The following is a 21268-nucleotide window of genomic DNA, read 5'->3' as shown; positions in this document are numbered from 1 at the left end:
ATTCAAAGGTTTATTGGCTCACCGCTTTTTTCTTTTTCTTTCGATATTCTTTTCTGTGCATTATTGATAGACTTAAGTTAAAACAGTTATCATGACCGGGGTGAAAAGATTGAAATTTCTTGTGTTGGGCGACAAAACGAAATTGGAAATCGAAGTGCTGCAGCGGAATTACCCGAATAGCCGGGATTATTGGGATGCCAATTGGATCGCTTCCCGCATCCATCTGGAGATCCCCGGATACACTGCGCATTTTGAAGCCGACCTCCGAACGAATGAATTAAAGGAATTTGCCGATGAACTGCGCGACATGAACGAGGCCTTAAAAGGAACCGCCACGTTAAAAAACCTGGATGACTACATCCATCTGACCGGCACGATGAACTCCCTTGGCAAGATCATCTGGAACTTGGAAACCCGCTTTCCGGCAGGAGACAGCGCCAAACTGTCCTGCACCTTCACGTCCGACCAAAGCTACCTGCGGATTTTGATCGACGAAGTGGATACAGTGCTGGAAGCTTATCCGGTGGTTGGGAAAGTTCGGTGAAGATTTTTATATGAAACATTTTCTGAGCACTGCATGCTGCAGTGCTTTTTTGTGCGTTAAAAAGAAACATCGCTTTATGCTCTGCTACGAGCCTCAACCCTTTATCGACGTTTCCGGCTATTCTTATCGAAGTATTTAAGTTTTCTATCGAAGTTTCCAGTGTTTCTATCGAAGTTTCTCACAACTTTATCGAAGTTTTTCAACTTTCTATCGCCGTTCCCTTCAAATGAACGCATTTAGACAAAACAAAAAAGCTGCCGAGAACCTCTCGACAGCCTAAAAATCATCCCTCTTATTTAAACACTTCCACCGCCATGCCGGCCACATAATCGCTGCCACCATTGTCTTCGACGTTTTCAACCATCATCGCAAGCAGAAGCGTCGGATCGGCTTCGTTGTACGTGACGAAAAAGCCGTTTTCTTTGCCGCGTTCTTCCCCGGCCGCTTTCAGTTCGGCTGTACCGGTTTTGCCCGCAAGCGCAACGCCTGGAATGTTCGCCGATTGCGCATAGCCGTCAACAACTACGTTGCGCATGCCTTTGCGGAGCGTCGCTGCGTTTTCCGCTGAAATCAAGCCTTCTTTCCACACCTGCGCATCTTTGTCGTCCAGCACAAGCGTCGGTTTGTACATGATGCCGTCAGTCAGGAACGGTTCGTACATCGTCGCCAAATGCAGGATGTTCGTCAGCATCTGTCCTTGGCCGAACGAAGTCGCTGCGAGCTGGCCTTCCGAATCGATGGTGCCTTCATTGGAAATCTGGGAAGCCTCTAAGTTCATCGAAAACGGAATGTCTTCCCCGAATCCGTATTTCTTCAAGCCTTCGGCAAAGGTTTCATTGCCCATTTTGAGTGCCTGCTGGGCAAAGTAAATATTGTCTGAGAACACCAAGGCTTTGTTCAAATCAATTGGATTCGGTGCTTCCGGATGCAGGCGCGTAACGCCTTGCCACGTCTTGCCGTTGATCTCCAAGCCTTCTACAGGCTTCAAGGTCCCCGCTTCCAAGCCGATTGCAGCCGTCACCGGTTTCAAGGTCGAACCGGGTGCATAAGCCTGGGCAAAGCGGTTGAACAACGGCGTCAGCGGATCGGCTTCCAGTTCCTTAAAGCGGTCGCCGCTGATGCCGAGCGTGAATTCGTTCGGGTCAAAGCTTGGCGAGGAAACGAGCGCCAAAGTTTCTCCCGTTTTCGGATTCACCGCTGCCGCTGTTCCCGGTTCGCCTTTCATCGAAGCGAACGCTTTTTTCTGCAGTTCCGCATCAATCGTCAACGTGATGTTTTCTCCGTCTGTTACCGGTTGTTCGGCAACCGTAATCGGCTCCACGCCTTCTGCCGGTTTATCGATCCAGATTCGCATGCCATCTTTGCCGCGGAGCTGTTCTTCAAATGTCCGCTCCAAGCCTTGGCGCCCGATTTGGTCGCCGGTTGCGTAGCCCTCGTCTTTCCGTTCTTCCAATTGCTCCGCTGTGATGCTGCCGATATAACCCGACAAATGCCCAAGCGCTTCTTCGTACGGATATTCCCGCATCGCGGTTTGCTGCGCCGCGACACCTGGAATGGCAATGGCTTTATCGAGCACTTCCGTATTGTTGCGCGCGATTTTTGCAAGCGGCACAAACAATTCCGGCTTGACCCAGTCCTGCCCAAGCTTCGCATCGATTTGTTCGACCGTCTGGTTCAGCAGTTTCGCAAGCTCGGCTTTTTTCTTGTCGTCCGTGAATTTTTCGGGCACAATGCCGATATTGTAGCCGCCGCCGTTAATGGCGATTCCTTTTCCGGTGCGGTCCAGGATTTCTCCGCGCACCGCTTTGATGCGGTCGATACGGATTTCGTCTTCGGCCTCCAATTGCGGGAAGATGAACGACGGATCCCATTCCACAAACCAGTCTTCCGTTTCGCCTTGCGTCTCGTGAAGAAGCGCCATCGTTTTTTCAAACTCCACCGGTCCGGCGAGTGTGTTCATTTTGACCTGCACCGGAAAATCCGCCGGCTGCTCTTCTTCCCATTTTGCATCTTCTGCCGGTTTCGTATAAGCCACTTCCAGCCCATCGATTCCCAAGTCTTCTTTCAGTTTTTGCTGGCGGTCCACGAACTGCGCTTTGTCATACGCCTGTTTCGTGCCGTCATTCAAAAATCCGTCATACATTTCGGCATACTCGCCTTTATTCCAATGATTGATATATGCCGCCAGCCGGTCTTCCGGCGTGGCCTGCTGCGAACAGCCTGCCAAAAGCACAAACACTCCGATTAATAAAATTGCTGCCCAGTATTTCTTCATTTCCCGACCTCCAGTTCTTCCTTTATATTACCAATAATTACCGAATAAGAAAAAGAATAAATCACTTTATTTTCAATTAAAAATAAACTCGGTTACGAATGAAACTTTGCAAAAGAAATCTATTTCTCCGCAAAAAAGCTGTCCTTCAGTAGGACAGCTTTCTTTATATTTTGTTTCATTTTTTCACTTTATCCCGCTTTAACGGTCAGTGGAAAACCTCACTGATTGAGTTTCACTTTATAAACACGTGCTTCGTAAGGGTACAATTGGTTGGGATCGATTACTTTATAATTGGCTAACAATAAAGTGCCGTCTTCCGGTTCGTCCCACCAGCAGGCATGCTGCCCCAGATTGGTTACAACGAGGACTTTTTCGTGCTCGTCTTCCCGTGTATAGGCAAAAACCGATTCGTGTCCCATTTCTACAAGATTGTAGCGGCCGTATACGAGCACTTCCATGTGCTTGCGCAGCCAGATCATTTGTTTATAGAACGACAACACCGAATGCGGATCGTTTTTCTGTGCTTCCACGTTCAGCCAACTGTGGTTCGGATTGGCCCGGAGCCAAGGTTCCGCAGTCGAGAAACCGCCGTGTGGGCTTGCGTCCCATTGCATCGGCGTACGGGAATGGTCGCGGCTCGTCGCTTTGATGAGCGTCATGACGTCATCATGCATCATGCCGGTCTGCCGTTTGTAGAAGTAAAGATTGTGGGTCCGCACATCGTTGTAATGCTCGATTTCTTCAAACGGCGCATTGGTCATGCCGATTTCCTGCCCCTGGTAAATGAACGGTGTGCCTTGCATGAAAAAGTACATGCAGGCGAATGCCGTCGCACTTTCACGCCAGTATTGCCGGTCATTGCCCCATGTCGAAACTACGCGCGGTTTGTCGTGATTTTCAATGAACAGCGCATTCCAGCCTTTGCCTTCCACGCCTTTTTGCCAGCGGGAACGAATTTCTTTCAGCCTGCGGACATCAATGCCATGTTTTGAATCGGCATTCCACAGCCCCATATCTTCAAACTGGAACACCATATTGAATTTGCCGTCTTCTTCGCTGATCCATTCGCCGATGTCATCGACTTTGACGCCGTTTGCTTCTCCGACCGTCATGATGTCGTATTTCGCAAACGTCTCATCGCGAAGTTCAGCAAGCAGCGGCTGGATGCCTTCGACGTTCATCATTTTTTCCCAAGCCGGGATAAACGCCCGATGAGCATCGTCCGGCATGTCGCTGAAATCTTTTTTGATGTGGCTGATGGCATCCACCCGGTAGCCGTCGATGCCTTTGTCCAGCCACCAGTTCACCATTTCGTACAACGCTTTTCGCACTTCGGGGTTCTCCCAATTCAAGTCCGGCTGTTTCTTTGAAAACAAATGCAGGTAATACTGCTTCGTCTCTTTGTCGTACTCCCAGGCTGGCCCGCCGAAAATGCTTTCCCAGTTGGTCGGTTCGTCCCGCCAAATATACCAGTCCCGCTTCGGATTGTCTTTTGATGAACGGGATTCCTGGAACCAGGGATGTTCGTCGCTTGTATGGTTGATGACCAGATCAATGATGAGTTTCATGCCGCGCTTGTGCACTTCATCAAGCAGATGGTCAAAGTCCTCCATTGTCCCAAACTCGTCTAAAATCTCCTGATAATCGCTGATGTCGTAGCCATTGTCATCATTCGGCGACTGGTACATCGGACAAATCCAAATGACGTCGATGCCAAGCTCCTGCAAATAATCGAGCTTGCTTGCCACACCTGCCAGATCGCCAAGCCCATCGCCATTCGAATCTTTAAAACTTCGCGGATACACTTGATAAGCAACTGCTTCCTTCCACCATTTTTTGTTCATATCGCTGACTCCTTTAAAAACGATCACACAATCCGCGTTTGATCAACCGCGTAGGTTAAAAACTAGTTTCGCGCCCCGTTTCCTCCATTTATTTTTTGTGTTTTCCAGGGTCTTTGCAACAATTCCAAGCGGCAGCAGCAATGATTTTATTGGTTTTTAGTACATACCCGCTTGCCCACAGGATATGCACCTTAAACCATAATTTTATGGCTAAAAAACAACTTTTTTTTGGATTTCTTTTACGTTTTTCCGTTTCAAAAAAACTCTGAATCACTAGGCATTTCTTATACAAAACACGCACTGCCACTTTCTTCTCTTGACTCAGTTATTCATGTGCTATGTAGTTGATCCTTTCAGTCCAATCGCCAAAAACCTTCTTGTGCTGAACCGCTCTTAATTTCACCGTTTGTCATAATATCATGTTTCAACAGCAATCGGGCACCTCCCTCTAGTACGAATTAGTGAACATTTGCCATTTCTAACACGAATGACGCATTTTTTTCCTTCCTGAGAGGTTTAATTTAAAATTAATGAAAACTCTATTCTTTTTGTGTTAACCTATTTAAAAATTAAGTTGACTCAAATATTATGTTTGATTATACTGAATTTAGTCCAAACAACGGAGGGAAAAAAATGACAACTGCTCCATCCAGAACATCCAATCATACCAAGACTTTGCACTTAATACATATCGCCATGTTCGCGGCGCTTATGGCCGTCGGGGCAAACATTTCCGCATTCCTTATCATCGGCGGTGTGCCGATTACGCTCCAGACCTTTTTTGCCATCTTAGCAGGCATCTTGCTCGGCAGCCGGAAAGGCGCGTTTGCCATGATCGTCTACGCCTTTATCGGGCTTGCCGGCGTTCCGGTATTCGCGGGCTTCTCAGGCGGCATGGACACCATCATCAGCCCGACATTCGGCTTCATCGTTTCGTTTGTGCTCATTGCACTGGCAAGCGGCTGGGTCGCCAAGAAATTCCCTACCCGCACCGGCTTTGTCGTCGCAGCGCTGGTCGGCCTGGTCATCAATTACGGATTCGGCACCAACTGGATGTATGCGGCCTACAAACTATGGTTCGCTGCACCCGAAGGCTTTACTTACCAGATGGCTTGGGCTTGGATGGCCGTTCCGCTGCCAAAGGACTTGATCCTTTCCGTGCTGGCCGGACTATTCGCCTTCCGCCTGCGTCCAATCATCCAGAAATATAATTGACAAAAAACGGCTAACCCATCCCGGGTTAGCCGTTTCAGACTGTGGACAAAGTTTAACTTAAATGAATAGAAATGCATAAAACCAACCGGACCGGCCACTTCGCTTTCCGTGGGCTCAGCCTCAGTCTCCTCGTCGCTTTGCTCCTGCGGGGCCTTCAGCTTTCGCTGGTCCCACAGGAGTCTCCGTGGCCGAACCGGTTGGGGCGTCTCTCTTTGATCCGAAAGTGAATGGTAATCCGATTGACTCTTAAACAGGCAACTCAAGAAGAAAAGCGACACCTCTAGATAATCTTCATGTTTAGGATTCGAAGTGAAAGCCGGCGACTCCAGCGGGATAGCGAAGTGCCGAAATCCACTCGGGACGTATGTTCCGAGTTAGTTCGGCGCGAGCCCGCGGAACGCGTCCGGCTGAAACGGAGGATCCGGTATTTCCTGTTGTATGTTCATTCACTTCTCATGCGTAAAAATTCTTTTGTCTATAAGCTTAAACGGCTAACCCATCCCGTGTTAGCCGTTTTTCTTCTATATAATCAGGTTCCGCAGAAGGTCTGATAAGAATCAGGCGCTTCCGGCGGCAATTTCGTGTACTCTTTTTGTTCTTCGGAATAAGCAAACGGATCGGCGAGTACGTTCAGCAGCCGCTCCATGACGCTGTAGTCGCCTCTTTGGACAGCGGCATCCAGTGCTTCTTCCACGCGGTGGTTCCGCGGAATGATGGATGGGTTGTGGCTCCGCATCAACTGGCGTGCTTCATCCAAAGACTGGTCTTGGCGTGCAAGCCGTGCTTCCCATTGTTCTTTCCACTCGTTAAATTCCGCTTTTCCGGACAGCGAAGTTTCTTCGAACTCACCAAGCGTCAGCGCACGGAAAGTATTTGTGTAGTCCGCATTGTACTCTTTCATCAAATTGAGCAGATCGGCAACCAGCACTTCGTCTTCCGCTTCTTCGCTGAATAAGCCGAGCTTCGCACGCATGCCGGCCAACCAGTGCGCGTAATAGGCTTTGATGTAATCGGACAATACCGCTTGCGCAAGTTTCACCGCTTCTTCCGAATCTTCATGGAACAGCGGAACCATTGTTTCCGCAAAGCGAGCCAAGTTCCAGCCGGCAATCTGCGGCTGGTTGCCGTAAGCATAGCGCCCCTGGTGGTCAATGGAACTGAACACTGTTGCCGGGTCGTACATGTCCATAAAGGCACAGGGGCCGTAGTCAATGGTTTCGCCGCTGATTGTCATGTTGTCGGTATTCATGACGCCGTGGATAAAGCCGACGAGCTGCCATTTCGCAACGAGCGAGGCATGGCGCTTTGCCACTTCTTTGAAAAAGCCAAGGTAGCGGTTATCGCCAAGGTCCACGTCCGCATAATGGCGCTCGATTGCATAGTCCGCAAGCGCCCGGATTTTGTCCATATCGCCAACTCCGGCAGCATACTGGAATGTCCCAAAGCGCAGATGGCTCGCTGCCACGCGGGTCAATACAGCACCCGGCAGGCTGGTTTCGCGCCGGATTTCTTCTCCTGTTGCGACTACCGCCAAGCTGCGTGTCGTTGGAATTCCGAGGCCGTGCATCGCTTCACTGATGATGTATTCGCGGAGCATCGGCCCAAGGGCTGCACGTCCGTCTCCGCCTCGCGAGTAAGGGGTGCGCCCGGCACCTTTCAGCTGGATGTCAAACCGTTCGCCGCCCGGGGTGATCTGTTCACCGAGCAGTACCGCACGGCCGTCGCCAAGCATCGTCAAAAAACCGAATTGATGGCCGGCATAGGCCTGAGCCAATGGAAATGCACCTTCCGGAATTTCATTGCCTGCCAGGATGGCTGTGCCGCTTTCGCTTTTCAAATCTTCTATATCGAGCCCGAGCATTTCTGCGAGCGGTTCATTGAATGCCACAAGTTTCGGGGACTGCACCGGATCCGGCCGGAGACGGGTAAAAAACACTTGCGGGAGTCGGGCGTAGCTGTTTTCAAGCTTCCACCCGGTTTCCGTTTTTTCTGGTCGCTGTGTCATAGGATGTCCCTTCTTTCTTTTTTCGTACTATTATTGTGCATCACATGCCTGAGGAATTTACTCTGCCAAAAGGCATCCGTTAAGATGCACCTTTTCTCTTTTTACTATACCCTTTTAGGATGCAAAGATGCCTTTTCCTTGCTCACAGCGGTGCCAGCTCCAGTTTCCGGTAAGTTTCTTCATCGCAGATAACATACAGGCGGGAGTCAGGGGGAATGGCATCGTGCATGCGGCGGATGATGCTCAGGTCGTTGCCGTCTGCGATTAAATTTGCCCCTTGGCGCCGCAACGATTCGAAAGCGTCTTCGTACGTTTTCCAGGAAGGATCCGGTTTGATCTCCCACATATGTTCGCCGTGGGCATGGCTGATCAAGTTCATAAACAGCCGGCTGGAACCGTGGTGCAGCAAAGCCTTTGTCATCAAATGCGGAAACGATTCCGTGGACAGCACGAATTCATCAACCTTGGCGTATTGAAACATTCGGATATGTGCTTCGTGGACAATTTCCGCAATGGTATAGATTTCAATATTCCGGGCTTCTGCGTATTCTTCGATTGCCAGAGCGACCAACAGCGTTTTTCCGTCAGTCGTCACTTCGTCTTCGTTTTCTGAAGCAAATACTGATACGGAATTGGCTTTGTCAATATTCGCTTTTTGGAGTATGTCCATATCGGTCGGATTGCCGCGGATGTAATGGAACCGTTCGTGTACGAACGGTGATTCCTTTAAATGATCGATCAGCACGACATCGTTGTCGACATCTTTATTCGCCAGTATTTCTTCCACTGTCTTCTGGACGCTTTTGGACCAGCCAATCAGCAGAAAATGATTGTTTCCTTTGTAATCCAATTTTCCCCGCATTTTCATCCTCCTAAAATAAGAATACGCATCCACAATTTTTCCAAGAATGACCCCGATCAATCCAATGCCGAACAAATACAGGAACATGCCATACAGCATCCCCGGAACGGTGCGCGGCGCATAATCGCCATACCCGATGGTCGTGACGGTCGTCATGACCCACCAGAACCCGATAAAGGGCGTTGGAAATTCCTCCGGTTCAAGGTAATGGATGATAAACGCAGAAAGTACATAAAATATTGCTGTAAAAATCAATAACTTGGCTGTATTTATTTTGACGGCCCTCTTCATCAGCTCGAACATATCTTACCCTCCTAATCGGCCGTTCGCTTTCAAGCCTGGCGTATTAGTGTTATACCTTTTCTTTTGGAATTACTAACAATATCCGAAGATTTTCGCATAAAAAATTGCCGGCATGCAAGAGGTTCTGCATGCCGGCAATCATTGACCCCTTTCAGGTTTCGTTCGCTTTTGGGGGTTCCAATAAAAAGATGGTAAAGCCTAAGTCTTTTTCAAAATTCCAATCCAAAAAAGTTTCGGCTATGGAGCGGTTTAAAACGGACTCTATCCCTACTTCCAGCAGCATTTGATGCTCGAGCGGGCGTTTAGCCAATTTCAATTGTTCTTCAAATCCATTCTTGATCAGTGCCTTTTCAATCTCCACCAAAATTTCCGTGCGCCGCACGACAATCGTCCGGTCACTCAGCCAATAGATGGTGGTACTGCCTGGAGCTTTTTGCGCCTTGTTGCTCGCTTCGATGATTTTTCCACGGAAAGCTTCTAAATCTATATCCTCTGGAACTGGCATGGAGCCTTCAGAATCATCCCCATTCAAGACACTGATAATCATGCCGGTTTCTTTTTCAAGGTTCCAGTCCGCATACAATTCTTGTACATCGTTGTTCAAATGCTTGCTTAGTTCAAGCATAATGTCCGGTTTCAACTCATCCATCATTAAATCTCGGGTTTCCAGAATCCGCTGATGTTCTTTTTGGTTGATCAGCACCCGCTCCATCGGCGAAATAAAACCGCGAAAATGAACCGTGATAAAAGGTTCAGCAATTGTGACGTAAACCGACGTCGGCCCTTTGCCAAAATTTGTCCGCAGCAAGTTTGAAAAATAGCTGCCGATTTCCGATTCAAGCGTTTTTTCTTTTGCCATTCTAAAGCCCCCTTGCTTTCAGAAAACGTTCTTCTAATTTAGCTCTATTATATAGGAATCGGCTTCGACTAGATACGGATTTTATTCGGCTTGCTTCAGCATGAAGAAAAGGAAAACTCGGCACTGAATTGACGGTTTCTCCTCAACGGACTTTTGATGTGCTCACAGAATAGGCAAAAGGACTTAAGAAAATCCATATTTATTTCCTTTCTATAAAATAAAATCTGATTTTTCAGATAAAAATAGACTTTTCGGCACTACCCTTCTTTTTAGCACTTCTGTAAGCTAAGGATAAGACACCCATAGAATACTTGCCTTTTCTTGTAGAAAGGAGTGTGGGAAATGAAATATTTAATTGATCATGCAACAAAAACGATTCACCAACGCGTCTATGCCGGAGACCGGTGCGGATTTATAACGACACCGATTGAAAAACGCGAGTTTGAGGACTGCCCTGTTTATATCGAGTCACTCCAAATTCAAAAAGGGTATAGTGTTTGCCCACACTGCACGTCTGTACAATTGATGGTGCATCATGAGGAAAGTTACATCAATTCGGCGCATTAGCTGCCCTTCCGTTCCACCCAAATTTCTTCCTCTTCTATCGGCATGTTCACCGCAGTGGATAAAAACCACAAAATGAAAGAGCCTGCTTGGGTATCCAAGCAGGCTCTTGATTTTCTTGCTTATTTTGCTTCAGCTTCTTCTTCTTTTTTCTTTTTAACCCCAAGCAATGCTCCGACAACGACGATGCCGACCAATACAACCCAGAACGTAATCGTCCATGGCGTCGAGTGCGGGAAGTCATGCGGCAAGATGCCCAGCTTTTCGTGTGACAACGTCATCACAAGAAGTTTGACCCCTACCCATCCGACAATGACGAATGCGGCTGTTTCCAGCTGCGGATACGTTTCCAAAAGCTTAACGAATTTGTGTGCAGCGAATCGCATAATGATGACGCCGATCAATCCACCGGCAAGCATGACGAAGAACTGTCCGGAGTTGATGCCTCCGATATCGCTCATTCCGAATACATTCAAATGCGGCAATGTAACAGCAAGCGCTACCGCTGCGAGCATCGAGTCAATCGCAAACGCGATATCCGCCATTTCAATTTTCAACACGGTCATCCAGAAGCCGGAACCTTTTTTCGGTTCTGGTTCCACATCAATGGCATGGCCAGTTTCACTTTTTCGCTGATCGTAAATGTGTTTAATCGAGATGAATAATAGATACGCGGCCCCGAGTGCCTGAATCTGCCAGATGTTCACCAACAACGTGATCATGAACAAAGCGGCAAAACGGAAGATAAATGCCCCTGCTAATCCGTAAAATAATGCTTTTTTCTGCTGCTCTTTCGGCAAGTGCTTCACCATAACTGCCATCACGACGGCGTTATCGGCTGCCAAGAGCCCTTCCAATCCAATCAAAACCAGTAATACCCAAGCGTACTCCAATAAAATTGCTTCCATCTTTCATCCTCCTTGTGTTTTTTGCCAACAAAAAAGACCCTTGCCTAATAAAAGGCAAAGGTCTCGCTAAGCAAAATTGATTGCTATCACAACCGATGGCTACGAACCATGTAATGACGACTGTGAAATAGGTTTCCCTACAGCTACTCCCCCTTGACATAAAGTCAAAGTCTATTGAGTTGTACCTTTACTATACCATCTTTTAAGCTTATTGAAAATGAATATATGTCGAAATCCAAAACTCTCGCAGATTCGCTTACCCACGGCTTTCTATTTGGATGTTCAAAATGCGGACCAGCAGCAGGTTCATATCTTCTGCTGGTTGCTGAAAATCGTTCCGCCCCCATTCAATAATGAGGCCAAGTATGGCGTTTGCCTGATAAGCGCTGAGCATGGCGGGATCGACTGAAGATTTCAACTTGAGCTCCATATCCCGCTTCAGCAAATCCTGGACTTGATTGAATAGGAGGTAATAATACGACATCGGCACGGTCCGTGAAAAGACGATGCGGTAAAAGTTCTTGTACGTTTCAATATGGTGGAAAATCCGGATAGTTGATGGATTTAACTTTTTCGTATTTAAAATGTCGGCATGCCGGTAAGGTTCCTGGTACGAATCGGTTAAGTCTTTCATGATTTCTTTGTAATATTCCTCAAACAAGTCTTCAATCTGGCCGTAATGCAGATAAAAGGTACCGCGGTTAATCTTGGCGAGCCGACAGATCTCGGTAATGGAAATGGACTTCAACGGTTTTTCCTGCAATAAAGTAAGCAGTGCTTCTTCCAATGCCTGTTTGGTTTTTGTTATCCGCAAATCACTTTTCAGCATTTCCATCCCCTTACTAAACAAAATTTAAAAATCTGTTGTTTAATGAACATTATAAATTTATTTGATTATTGAAGCTATTCATTTTCTCTACTATACTTTTTATTAGACAAATGTTCAATAAAAAATCAGGAGGTTTTTACGATGAGATTAGAAGGCAAAGTTGCAATTGTAACCGGAGCGGCTTCAGGAATGGGAAAAGCGATTGCGGAAGCTTATGCAAAAGAAGGCGCGAAAGTCGTCGTTTCCGATTTGAATCTTGAAGGGGCCACCGCAGTAGCAGATGCCCTTAAAGAAACAGGGGCTGAAGCAATTGCTGTGAAAACAAACGTTACTTCGGAAGAAGACATCAACCAGCTGTTCGAAGAAACGAAACAGGCATTCGGCAAATTGGATATTCTGGTAAACAACGCCGGCATCATGGACGGCATGGAACCAGTAGGCGAAATTTCAAACGATCGCTGGGATCGCATCTTTGCGGTCAACACGACAGCAGTCATGCACACGATGCGCTTGGCAATTCCGATGTTCCTTGAACAAGGGCACGGCGCCATCGTCAACAACATTTCTGCGGGCGGCCTTTATGGAGGGCGTGCCGGAGCCGCTTACACAGCTTCCAAGCATGCAGTCGTTGGTTTGACGAAAAACACGGCATTCATGTACGGCGATAAAAACATCCGCACGAACGGCATTGCGCCTGGAGCGGTTGCGACCAATATCGGCAGCAGCATGAGCAACATCAGCCAAGTCGGCATGGGCCGCCAGCAGCTGGGCATGGCATTGAATCCGCGCATCGGCCAACCGGAAGAAATCGCGAATTTGGCGGTATTCCTCGGATCTGATGAAGCAAGCTTTGTGAATGGCCAAGTCGTAACAGTCGACGGCGGCTGGACTTCTTATTGATCGAAATGGGTATAACTAAAAAAACCTGCTTGAACAGAGAGATTTTCTCGTTCAAGCAGGTTTTTGGTTTTTTCTGGCTGTTATGCTACGATAAATAAGCGATTAAACAAGGCAAGACTTGGTGGAGGTAATTCAGATGAAAACTTTAGCTTTTGAAGAACAACTTACGCTTCTTGAGGCTATGGTGGATGGCAGCAACGTGGCCACTATCGTAACCGATCCTTCACAGGAAGACAACCCGATCATCTATACAAACCGGACTTTTGAAAAAATGACCGGTTACCAGCAGTCTGAAGTGTTGGGCCGGAATTGCCGTTTCCTCCAGCGAAAAGAAACAGATCCCACAGAGCGCCGGAAAATCAGAACGGCAATCGAAGCTAGAGAAAGCGTAACAGTCACGCTGCAGAATTACCGCAAGGACGGATCCCTCTTCTGGAACCGCCTGCACATTGAACCCGTGGAAGTCATGGGCGCCCTTTATTTTATCGGCACCCAAACCGATGTTACACTGGAACATAATCAACGCCAGGAATTGACCGAAAAAGAATTGGAAATTGAACAGATTATGCTGCCAATCCTGTCTTTGCAGGACCACGTGGCGGCTGTCGCTTTAATCGGCAACATGACCCATCATCGCTTTGACCTTTTAATTTCGAAATTGAGCTTATATGTGCAAAAAGAACGAATTGAACACGTCATGATTGATGTCACCGGACTTTATTGGGAAGAAGGATTTCCGCTGGAAGGGTTGTTGAGCATACGCGATGTCCTGAAACTGATGGGCACACATCTGTATGTCACCGGCATTTCCCCAAAAGCTGCGCGCGAATTGGGCACGCTCCAAGATCAGAGCCGCCCGTTGCTGACTTTTTCATCGATTCAGCAAGCCATGGCATTTTCACAAAACGGAATCCGTTGATTCTATCCAATAAAATAAGCTTCCAAGTGGATGCATTTGCTGAATGCATCCGCCTGGAGGCTTTTTTTATTCTGTACGTTTTGTTCCAAACACTCGATCGGTGAGCCGCTTGCAGTTGTCCTGATCAAAAAAGTCGATAAACTGCGGTGCCATGCTGTACCATTTGTTGAAATTGACGCCTCCGGTAATCTCTTTCAAAAATCCGTAAACATCTTCTGCCGTCTTTGCTTTGTAGCCGTACAAGTCTTTGTTCAAATCCAAGTAAATTCCCCGCTTTGTTTCCCAGTCTTCCTGGTCGAACAAATAAAAGATAATCGGTTTGTTCAAATAAAGGAAATCCCAGGAGACGCTCGTGATATCGGTCAGCAGCATGTCGTTTTCTTCAATGGCTTTGGAAATGGACAGTTCCTCAAAAGCCACAAAACGGATCCGCCCGCTTGAAATTTCTTCGAAATGCTTTTCAAAACGCTGCATGAACGGATGGAGCGCAACGGTCACTTCCATGTCCTGTTCTTCCAGTAGTTTTTGGATGCCTTCATGCTGCAGGAGCCCGTACGTATTGAGGTAGTAATCACTTTGTTCGAATTCTTTGGTGCCTGATTCAAGGAGCCATTCACGCCACGTCATCATCACCAGCACCCGTTTGACGCGTTCGGCCGGCTGATCTGCCGGATACCGGTCAAAACGCGGAAAGCCGGTCACAATCAGCTTTTCTTCCGGGATTCCCCATTCATTCCGTTTGATCCGCCGTTCGAATTGCGAGGCGCAATTGAAAAAATCCGTCCGCTCTAATTGCGGCAGGTCTTCTTTCTGGATCAGGATTTTTTTAAAGCCTTCAATGCCATGGCTGACGTGGGTCATGACTGTTTTATCGTTCAAAAGCAGAAAATGGGGCGCAAAAGGCGCAAGGTCATACAGAATCGAATGGCCGTGGAACGAATAATCCGCCTGGAAAAACAGCACATAGTTTTCCCAGCTGCCGAGCGCAATGGCATTTGGGATGTTCTGTTCTTTTACATATGCCGTATTCGGGTCATAAAGCCAGTAAATGCTCATTTCATCCGCGTAATGATCGATTAAATACCGGTGCAGCACGGCAGCATTGTCTTCGTATTTTTCGCCCAGATTGCCGCCGACCAGCACAATTTTTTTGCCGCTTGTATTCGGAAACAGTTTAGCCGCAATAAACGCCAGAATAATTTTGAAGTATTCCAATATCCAATTGCCTTTTCCGTAACCCTTCAGCTCCATATGCCCCCTCTTTTCTCTATCGGGATTGTGGCTCTATTCTTCCACACTTCCCGCTTTCTGTCTATGGAAAAAGGCAGATATTTACTATAAGATTTCCACCAATTCTGACAGATTGACTGGTAAAATAAAGAAATACCATTTAACTAAGTTTACTCGCCGAGGAGGAAAAATGATATGAGCCATCCTGCAACTTTGCCGTACGGCAGCTGGAAATCACCGATTACCCCTGATTTGATCACCCAAGACACGGTCGGTTTTTTAAGTATCGCTTGGGATGGGCCGGACCTTTACTGGCTAGAACAGCGTCCCTTAGAAGGCGGACGGAATACGGTCATGAAAAGAACACCCGACGGATCGACGACAGAACTGACGCCAGCTCCTTTCAACGTGCGCACCCGCGTCCACGAATACGGCGGCGCGCCGTTCATCGTCCATCAATCCCATTTGTACTTCTCGAATTTTGATGATAATTTGCTGTATGTCCGAAAAGGGGAAAAGCAATTTCAAACACTCACCTCGGAGCCGGATCTGCGCTACGCCGATGCGGCAGTTGATGCTTCATACGGGCGCTTATACTGGATACGAGAAGACCATAGCCAATCCGCCATTTCCGCAGAAACGGCCATTGTTGCGATGGACCTCGACGGCAGCAATGAACGGATTGTCGCTTCCGGCAATGATTTCTATTCCAATCCACGGATCAGCCCGGATGCAAAACAATTGGCGTATTTGACGTGGAACCATCCGAACATGCCATGGGATGAAACCCAGTTGTGGCTTGCTGATTTGAATGACGATGGTTCACTAAGCAATGCCCGCATGGTGGCCGGCGGACCGGCAGATTCCATTCTCCAGCCGGTCTGGTCTCCTGACGGCGTACTTTATTTCCTTTCCGACCGAAGCAATTGGTGGAACCTCATGCGCTGGAACGGTAGTGAAGTGGAAACCGTGTGCCCTATGGAAGCAGAATTTGGCGGGCCGAGCTGGATTTTCGGCCGGTCGGATTATGATTTTTTGAACGGCACGACGGTGCTTGCTTCGTATTCACACAATGGCAACCGGCGACTGGCGAAGATCGACCTTGAAACCGGCGAATCGGCTCCGGTCGACAGCCGCTTTACGGTGTTCTCTTCCATCCATGGCAATGGCAGCGAAGCCGCCTTTCTCGCTGCGTCGCCCACGGATCCACTTCGCATTGTACAGATGAATGCATACGGCCGTTTGGAGGACGTGAAAGTGTCTTCAGATTTGGACTTGGATCCAAACTATTTATCGATTCCGCAAGCGATTGAATTTCCGACAGCGCACGGCAAGACGGCTTATGGCATTTATTACCGTCCCAAAAATCCGGATTATACCGCGCCAACAGGCGAAAAGCCGCCGCTCATCGTAACGGTCCACGGCGGGCCGACAAGCGCTGCCACTTCCGCCTTGAACTTGGAATTCCAGTATTGGACAAGCCGCGGATTTGCGGTAGTCGACGTCAATTACGGTGGATCGACCGGCTACGGCCGGGAATACCGGGAACGCCTGAAAGGCAATTGGGGCATTGTCGATGTGGAGGATTCGGCGAATGCCGTAAAATATTTGGTGGAACAAGGTGAAGTCGACGGCAACCGCGCCGTTATTGTCGGAGGCAGCGCCGGCGGCTATACGACCCTGGCCTCGCTCGTCTTCACGGACGTCTACCGCGCAGGCGCCAGCTATTTCGGCATCAGTGAACTCGAAGTGTTCACCAACGAAACGCATAAATTCGAATCCCGCTATGCGGACGGCTTGATCGGACCTTTCCCGGAAGCGAAACAAATGTATTACGACCGCTCACCCATCAATTTCACGGATCAGCTGTCCTGCCCGATCATTTTCCTGCAAGGGCTCGAAGATAAAATCGTTCCGCCGAATCAAGCAGAGCTGATGGTCGATGCGTTAAGGAAAAAAGGCTTGCCTGTCGCTTATTTGGCATTTGAAGGCGAAGGCCACGGCTTCCGCATCGCAGAAAACATCAAGCGTTCGATTGAAGCCGAGCTGTATTTCTATAGCCGAATTTTCGGCTTTGAACCGGCCGATGCCGTCGAACCGGTACCGATTGAAAACTTAAGGCCATAAAAAAACGGAGCGCCCAAGAAATTTGGGCCGCTCCGTTTTCTTCTATGTATGTTCTGCTGGAATCGTATTTTAAGCGTTGTTGAGCGTATTTCTTCACTTGCTGTGCGTATTTTAACGTTTGCTGTGCGTATTTCTGCCATCGCTGAGCGTATTTTATTATTTGCATCCGAAAAACCTGTTTCGCCACGTTCGACCATGCTGTTTATTGACATAGCCGATCCCTTAAATAAATCAACTAAAAAACCACTTTGCCCGAAGGCAAAGTGGTCTCGATAAATTTGCGGCGGCCTAGCCACGCTCCACAACGTGTTCCAACGAAGGATTGCTGGTCGTCTTACGCAAACGAGCTCATCGCGTCTCTAACAGTAAAGCAATTAAGGAATAGTGTCAACCTATTTCGCTTGTCACACGACTGAGTGAAGAAATAATCATACACTTGAAGGAGCAGCTGAAAATTCAGCTGCTCCTTTTTCTGTCTGTTATTTTGTATAAAGCGCGTTGGAAATCAAGCGGAACAGGTAATCCGTATGGTCTCGGAAGCCTGGCTCAAGTCCGATCAAAGTAACATCTTTATCGCTTTCACGGACGATGACTGGTTTGCCTGATGCCGCTTCGTTGCCTTTCCAGTGGCCTGCCAGGAAGAAGTCGCTGTCGTCGAATGCCGCTTGCACTTCATCCGCGTCAACGCCTGTGTACCAGGCTGGGCGGTATACGAAGCCATAGTCGTCCTGGCCGTACCCTGCTGTGATGCCAGTGCCGTCGTAATCCACCGACACGATGCCGTTGCTGTTGCCGCCGCCAGTAGTGACAGTCGCTGTCGTCAAACCGAGCGTTTTCGTTGCGCGCGACGCCCCGGCTCCAGCTGCGATGTATTTGCCGCCATCAGCGATGAATGCATCGACATTTGCCTTGAATTTGCCCAATTGCCCGGCATTTTGGAAGCCGAATTCTTTGTTCGCCCCGCTTAAGTTTGTGGAAATCAAGCTTTCCGTACCGTTGTAGATGAATGCGTCAAAGCCGCTAAGCCCTGCTTCTGCCACTTCAACAGGAGATAGTTCCGTCACATCGAACCCAAGGCGTTCAAGCGCCAGGTTCATCCCGGAATGCGACTGCACTTTGCCTATGCCGCCGTCTTCAAGGAGCGCCACTTTTACAGAAGAGATTTTTTCCGCTCCTGCCGGCACTGTTCCGCTCTTCACTTGGATGCCGGATGCTTTCACAGCAGCCGAAATCGCGTTCGCCGGAGCTTCCACATAGAAATCGCCTTGTTCGCTGCGTTTAACGGCAACGCCTTGCTGAAGAAGCGTATTCACCAGTTCCACCGCTTTTACCGAAGAGTTTGGAATTACGAACGGCCCTTTGCCAGTAACTGACCCTTGGCCTTTCACTTCATTGACTTTCGCTGCAGTGACCGCGACTTTTGTCTGGACCGGATCTGCTTCGAAGCCCCAAAGTTCCGGCAGGCTCCAGGCTGAAATATCATACATCGCCGGCGTGTCGTTGGTGATGTCTTCACCGTCCCACAGCATCGTGTTCGCAAGTCCCGCTTTGGCCTGTGCCATGTCGACGATATACGAACCTTTGGCATAAGTTTTCCCTTCGACAGTAAAGGCTTTTGAAGCTTTCACCACTTCAATGCCGTTTTGGATCAAGTGGTTGACGGCTTTTTCCGTTACCGTCGGATCTTTTTCATCGACCGGCAGCACATACGCTTCCGGGAAGAAGCCGTCTGCATGGAACGGGTGGTCGAAGTTGATGCCGCGCTTGAACATCTCGATCTGGTCGGTGATCATCGCATCTTTATTGTCGGTTGCGTATTGAAGCGCCCCCATCACCGCATCGTACATCCACTTCACGCCGTCTTCATCGTTGGTCGGCGCTTCCAGGGTATGGCCGTATGCCCCGTGGTACATCGCATACATCGGAGTGAAGATTGGCGGATAGTCGTCCCATCCTGCTGAATCGTCACGCTGCGGAACGTAAGTGCCGACCATCTCTTTATAAATCGTTCCTGTGTAACCGGCTTTGTTTTTCATGATTTCACTTTCCATCGCTGCCGCTTGTCCAAGTGCCCACTTATTATACAAATCGTATTCGTAGTTCGGGTTGTGCGGCGGCGTACACGGTTCAATCAAACCTTGTTTGTTTTTCGCATAATTCTTCACGTAGCCATGCGTGTCCAGGAACACCATCGGATTCCATTCCGTGATCAAATCGACCGTGTGTTGGGTCTCCGGCTGGGATTGGGTGATGAAATCGCGGTTCAAATCGATGCCTTCGCTGTTAAAGCGCGTCGCATCCACACGGCCGTCCGGGTTAGCCACGACATTGAAGATAAGGATATTGCTGCCCAGGATTTTTTGGGTCTGGGAATCGTTTTGGGTCGCAAAACGTTCAATCAATTGAATGACCGCATCGCTTCCGACAAACTCCGTGCCGTGGATGGAACCGTTGATCATGATTGGCACTTTAAAGTCCGGATTTTTCTTCACCCAGTCTTGTGCTTTGCTGGGATTTTTAAACATCTGGTTGCGCAGTGCTTTGTTCTGTCCGAATTTGCCGCCTGACTTAGGGTCGGCAATGGTCACGACGTAGAGCGGATGCCCGTCAGCCGATGTGCCGCCCACTTCCACTTTCACGCGGTTCGAAGACTTGGCGATCCGCTCAAGTTCCGCCCCCACTTTCGAGAATCTCAGAAAGTCATAACTTTCGCTGTTGAACAAACTGCCGTCTTTTTCTTCCAGTGCATTTACGTATGTAGTCTGTGGCGCTTCTGCCAGCACCGAAGACCATGGTGCTGAAGCCAGTAAACTGACTGCCAGTAACCCGCTAACCGTTTTCTTCATTCATGTTCCCCCAGTCGGATATTAGTTGTATAAATATTAACTAACTCTAATAATAATCGAATGTACCTGTCCACTCCATAATCACAATTAACTAATAATTTAGATTTTTAAAGGATTAAATTCATCTATTTCCCCTTCTTTTTTTAATACTTATTTTCTTTTCCAACTAAATTTATTACATAAAATAAAAAAGCTTAGAGATTTCACTCTAAGCTTTAAGTCTATCGTCTTAAAAAATTTGAAATGGTTTCTCTGAATTTCTCCGGTTCTTCGACATTTGGGGCATGGCCGGACCCTTCGAATTTAATATATGTGGCATTCGGAATGAGCGACGCCAACTCTTTCCCTCTAACCGGCGGATTCAAGCCATCGTGGGACCCGCTGATTACTAAAGTTTCAGCAGCTACAGTTGGCAGTGCTGCCCGAAAATCAAACCCTTCCATGGCTTTGTTTGCCGCTGCCATTTCTGCAACCGACAATTCCGGTTCAAGTTTCAGCATTTCTTCCTGCCATTTTTGAATTGCCGGCAAGTTATGAAAGACATATTTGTACAAGTGTTCCATTTGCTTTTGTTCAGGGATCCCTTCCAGCTCATCTGCATAGCGGACGAGCATTTCCTGGGTGGACGAAGTTTTCCCGTGGGCTTTTGAAACGACCAAGATGAGTTTTCCAACTCGGTCCGGATGCGAAAGCGCTAAGCCCTGGGCAATATAGCTGCCCATCGACACGCCCATCACGTGGGCTTTTTCGATGCCTAAATGGTCAAGCAGTGCTACGGCATCTTCAATGTGGTCATTAAGCGTGAACTTGGCCGGCCGATCGGATTGGCCGTGCCCGCGGCAATCGATAGCAACGGTGCGGTAGCCGTTTTTGAAATGCTCCATCTCTTCCTTGAACATAAAATGGCTTGAGCCTAACCCATGCAGCAGAAGCAGCGGTTCACCGTCCCCTGTTTCCTCGTAATGCAAGCGGACACCGTTTGAATTAAATTCTGGCATACTATTTCCTCCTTTTTGCAAATTGTAATAATCACTGTAC

16 protein-coding genes are annotated in these 21268 nt (G+C 48.3%); 6 read left to right on the top strand and 10 right to left on the bottom strand.

What is annotated here, in order from left to right:
• Window positions 1–109: 109 nt before the first annotated feature.
• On the top strand, window positions 110–544 hold the full coding sequence (locus BLQ32_RS08630) for a WapI family immunity protein (protein WP_074510037.1): 435 nt from the start codon (window positions 110–112) through the stop codon (window positions 542–544).
• A 292-nt stretch (window positions 545–836) separates the two neighbouring features.
• On the opposite strand, the gene BLQ32_RS08625 is transcribed toward BLQ32_RS08630, so the two are convergent.
• On the bottom strand, window positions 837–2819 hold the full coding sequence (locus BLQ32_RS08625) for a penicillin-binding transpeptidase domain-containing protein (RefSeq protein WP_074510036.1): 1983 nt from the start codon (window positions 2817–2819) through the stop codon (window positions 837–839).
• 218 nt (window positions 2820–3037) lie between these two features.
• On the bottom strand, window positions 3038–4663 hold the full coding sequence (locus BLQ32_RS08620) for a glycoside hydrolase family 13 protein (protein WP_074510035.1): 1626 nt from the start codon (window positions 4661–4663) through the stop codon (window positions 3038–3040).
• Between the two features lie 633 nt (window positions 4664–5296).
• Here BLQ32_RS08620 and BLQ32_RS08610 point away from each other — a divergent pair.
• The gene (locus tag BLQ32_RS08610; RefSeq protein WP_074510033.1) at window positions 5297–5878 is read left to right on the top strand and encodes a biotin transporter BioY; all 582 of its coding nucleotides are present in this window, start codon (window positions 5297–5299) and stop codon (window positions 5876–5878) included.
• Window positions 5879–6407: 529 nt separating this feature from the next.
• On the opposite strand, the gene BLQ32_RS08605 is transcribed toward BLQ32_RS08610, so the two are convergent.
• The 3 genes from BLQ32_RS08605 to BLQ32_RS08595 all read right to left on the bottom strand — a co-directional run bounded on the left by BLQ32_RS08605 (window position 6408) and on the right by BLQ32_RS08595 (window position 9907).
• On the bottom strand, window positions 6408–7883 hold the full coding sequence (locus BLQ32_RS08605) for a protein adenylyltransferase SelO (protein WP_074510032.1): 1476 nt from the start codon (window positions 7881–7883) through the stop codon (window positions 6408–6410).
• A 142-nt stretch (window positions 7884–8025) separates the two neighbouring features.
• The gene (locus BLQ32_RS08600) at window positions 8026–9048 is read right to left on the bottom strand and encodes a potassium channel family protein (RefSeq protein ID WP_074510031.1); all 1023 of its coding nucleotides are present in this window, start codon (window positions 9046–9048) and stop codon (window positions 8026–8028) included.
• 151 nt (window positions 9049–9199) lie between these two features.
• A complete protein-coding gene (locus BLQ32_RS08595; protein WP_074510030.1) occupies window positions 9200–9907 on the bottom strand; it encodes a Na-translocating system protein MpsC family protein in 708 nt (235 codons plus the stop codon).
• Between the two features lie 342 nt (window positions 9908–10249).
• Here BLQ32_RS08595 and BLQ32_RS08590 point away from each other — a divergent pair, with 342 nt between their 5' ends.
• Entirely contained in the window at window positions 10250–10474 is a 225-nt protein-coding gene (locus BLQ32_RS08590; RefSeq protein WP_036802289.1) for a hypothetical protein, read from the top strand.
• Window positions 10475–10593: 119 nt separating this feature from the next.
• Here BLQ32_RS08590 and BLQ32_RS08585 read toward each other — a convergent pair whose 3' ends face one another.
• Window positions 10594–11379 carry a TerC family protein gene (locus BLQ32_RS08585; RefSeq protein WP_036802286.1) on the bottom strand — a complete coding sequence of 262 codons (786 nt, stop codon included), beginning with the start codon at window positions 11377–11379 and terminating at the stop codon, window positions 10594–10596.
• 256 nt (window positions 11380–11635) lie between these two features.
• Window positions 11636–12208: a TetR/AcrR family transcriptional regulator gene (locus BLQ32_RS08580; RefSeq protein WP_074510029.1), complete on the bottom strand. Its 573-nt coding sequence runs from the start codon at window positions 12206–12208 to the stop codon at window positions 11636–11638.
• A gap of 141 nt (window positions 12209–12349) precedes the next feature.
• On the opposite strand from BLQ32_RS08580, the gene BLQ32_RS08575 reads away from it, so the two are divergent.
• Window positions 12350–13108: an SDR family oxidoreductase gene (locus BLQ32_RS08575; protein ID WP_074510028.1), complete on the top strand. Its 759-nt coding sequence runs from the start codon at window positions 12350–12352 to the stop codon at window positions 13106–13108.
• Window positions 13109–13244: 136 nt separating this feature from the next.
• Entirely contained in the window at window positions 13245–14027 is a 783-nt protein-coding gene (gene ytvA / locus BLQ32_RS08570; RefSeq protein WP_074510027.1) for a YtvA family blue-light photoreceptor, read from the top strand.
• A 66-nt stretch (window positions 14028–14093) separates the two neighbouring features.
• Here ytvA and BLQ32_RS08565 read toward each other — a convergent pair whose 3' ends face one another.
• The gene (locus BLQ32_RS08565) at window positions 14094–15278 is read right to left on the bottom strand and encodes a CDP-glycerol glycerophosphotransferase family protein (RefSeq protein ID WP_074510026.1); all 1185 of its coding nucleotides are present in this window, start codon (window positions 15276–15278) and stop codon (window positions 14094–14096) included.
• 174 nt (window positions 15279–15452) lie between these two features.
• Between BLQ32_RS08565 and BLQ32_RS08560 the strand changes: the two genes are divergently transcribed.
• Window positions 15453–17384 (top strand): S9 family peptidase, encoded by a 1932-nt coding sequence (locus BLQ32_RS08560; RefSeq protein WP_074510025.1) that lies wholly within the window; start codon window positions 15453–15455, stop codon window positions 17382–17384.
• A 479-nt stretch (window positions 17385–17863) separates the two neighbouring features.
• Here BLQ32_RS08560 and BLQ32_RS08555 read toward each other — a convergent pair whose 3' ends face one another.
• Window positions 17864–20230 carry a M14 family zinc carboxypeptidase gene (locus tag BLQ32_RS08555; RefSeq protein ID WP_074510024.1) on the bottom strand — a complete coding sequence of 789 codons (2367 nt, stop codon included), beginning with the start codon at window positions 20228–20230 and terminating at the stop codon, window positions 17864–17866.
• A 221-nt stretch (window positions 20231–20451) separates the two neighbouring features.
• Window positions 20452–21228, bottom strand: a complete 777-nt coding sequence (locus BLQ32_RS08550) for an alpha/beta fold hydrolase (protein WP_074510023.1) — start codon at window positions 21226–21228, stop codon at window positions 20452–20454.
• Between the last annotated feature and the right edge of the window lie 40 nt (window positions 21229–21268).

Source organism: Planococcus glaciei (assembly GCF_900099655.1).
GTDB lineage: Bacteria > Bacillota > Bacilli > Bacillales_A > Planococcaceae > Planococcus > Planococcus glaciei.
This window is presented reverse-complemented; position numbering and strand designations above follow the sequence as displayed.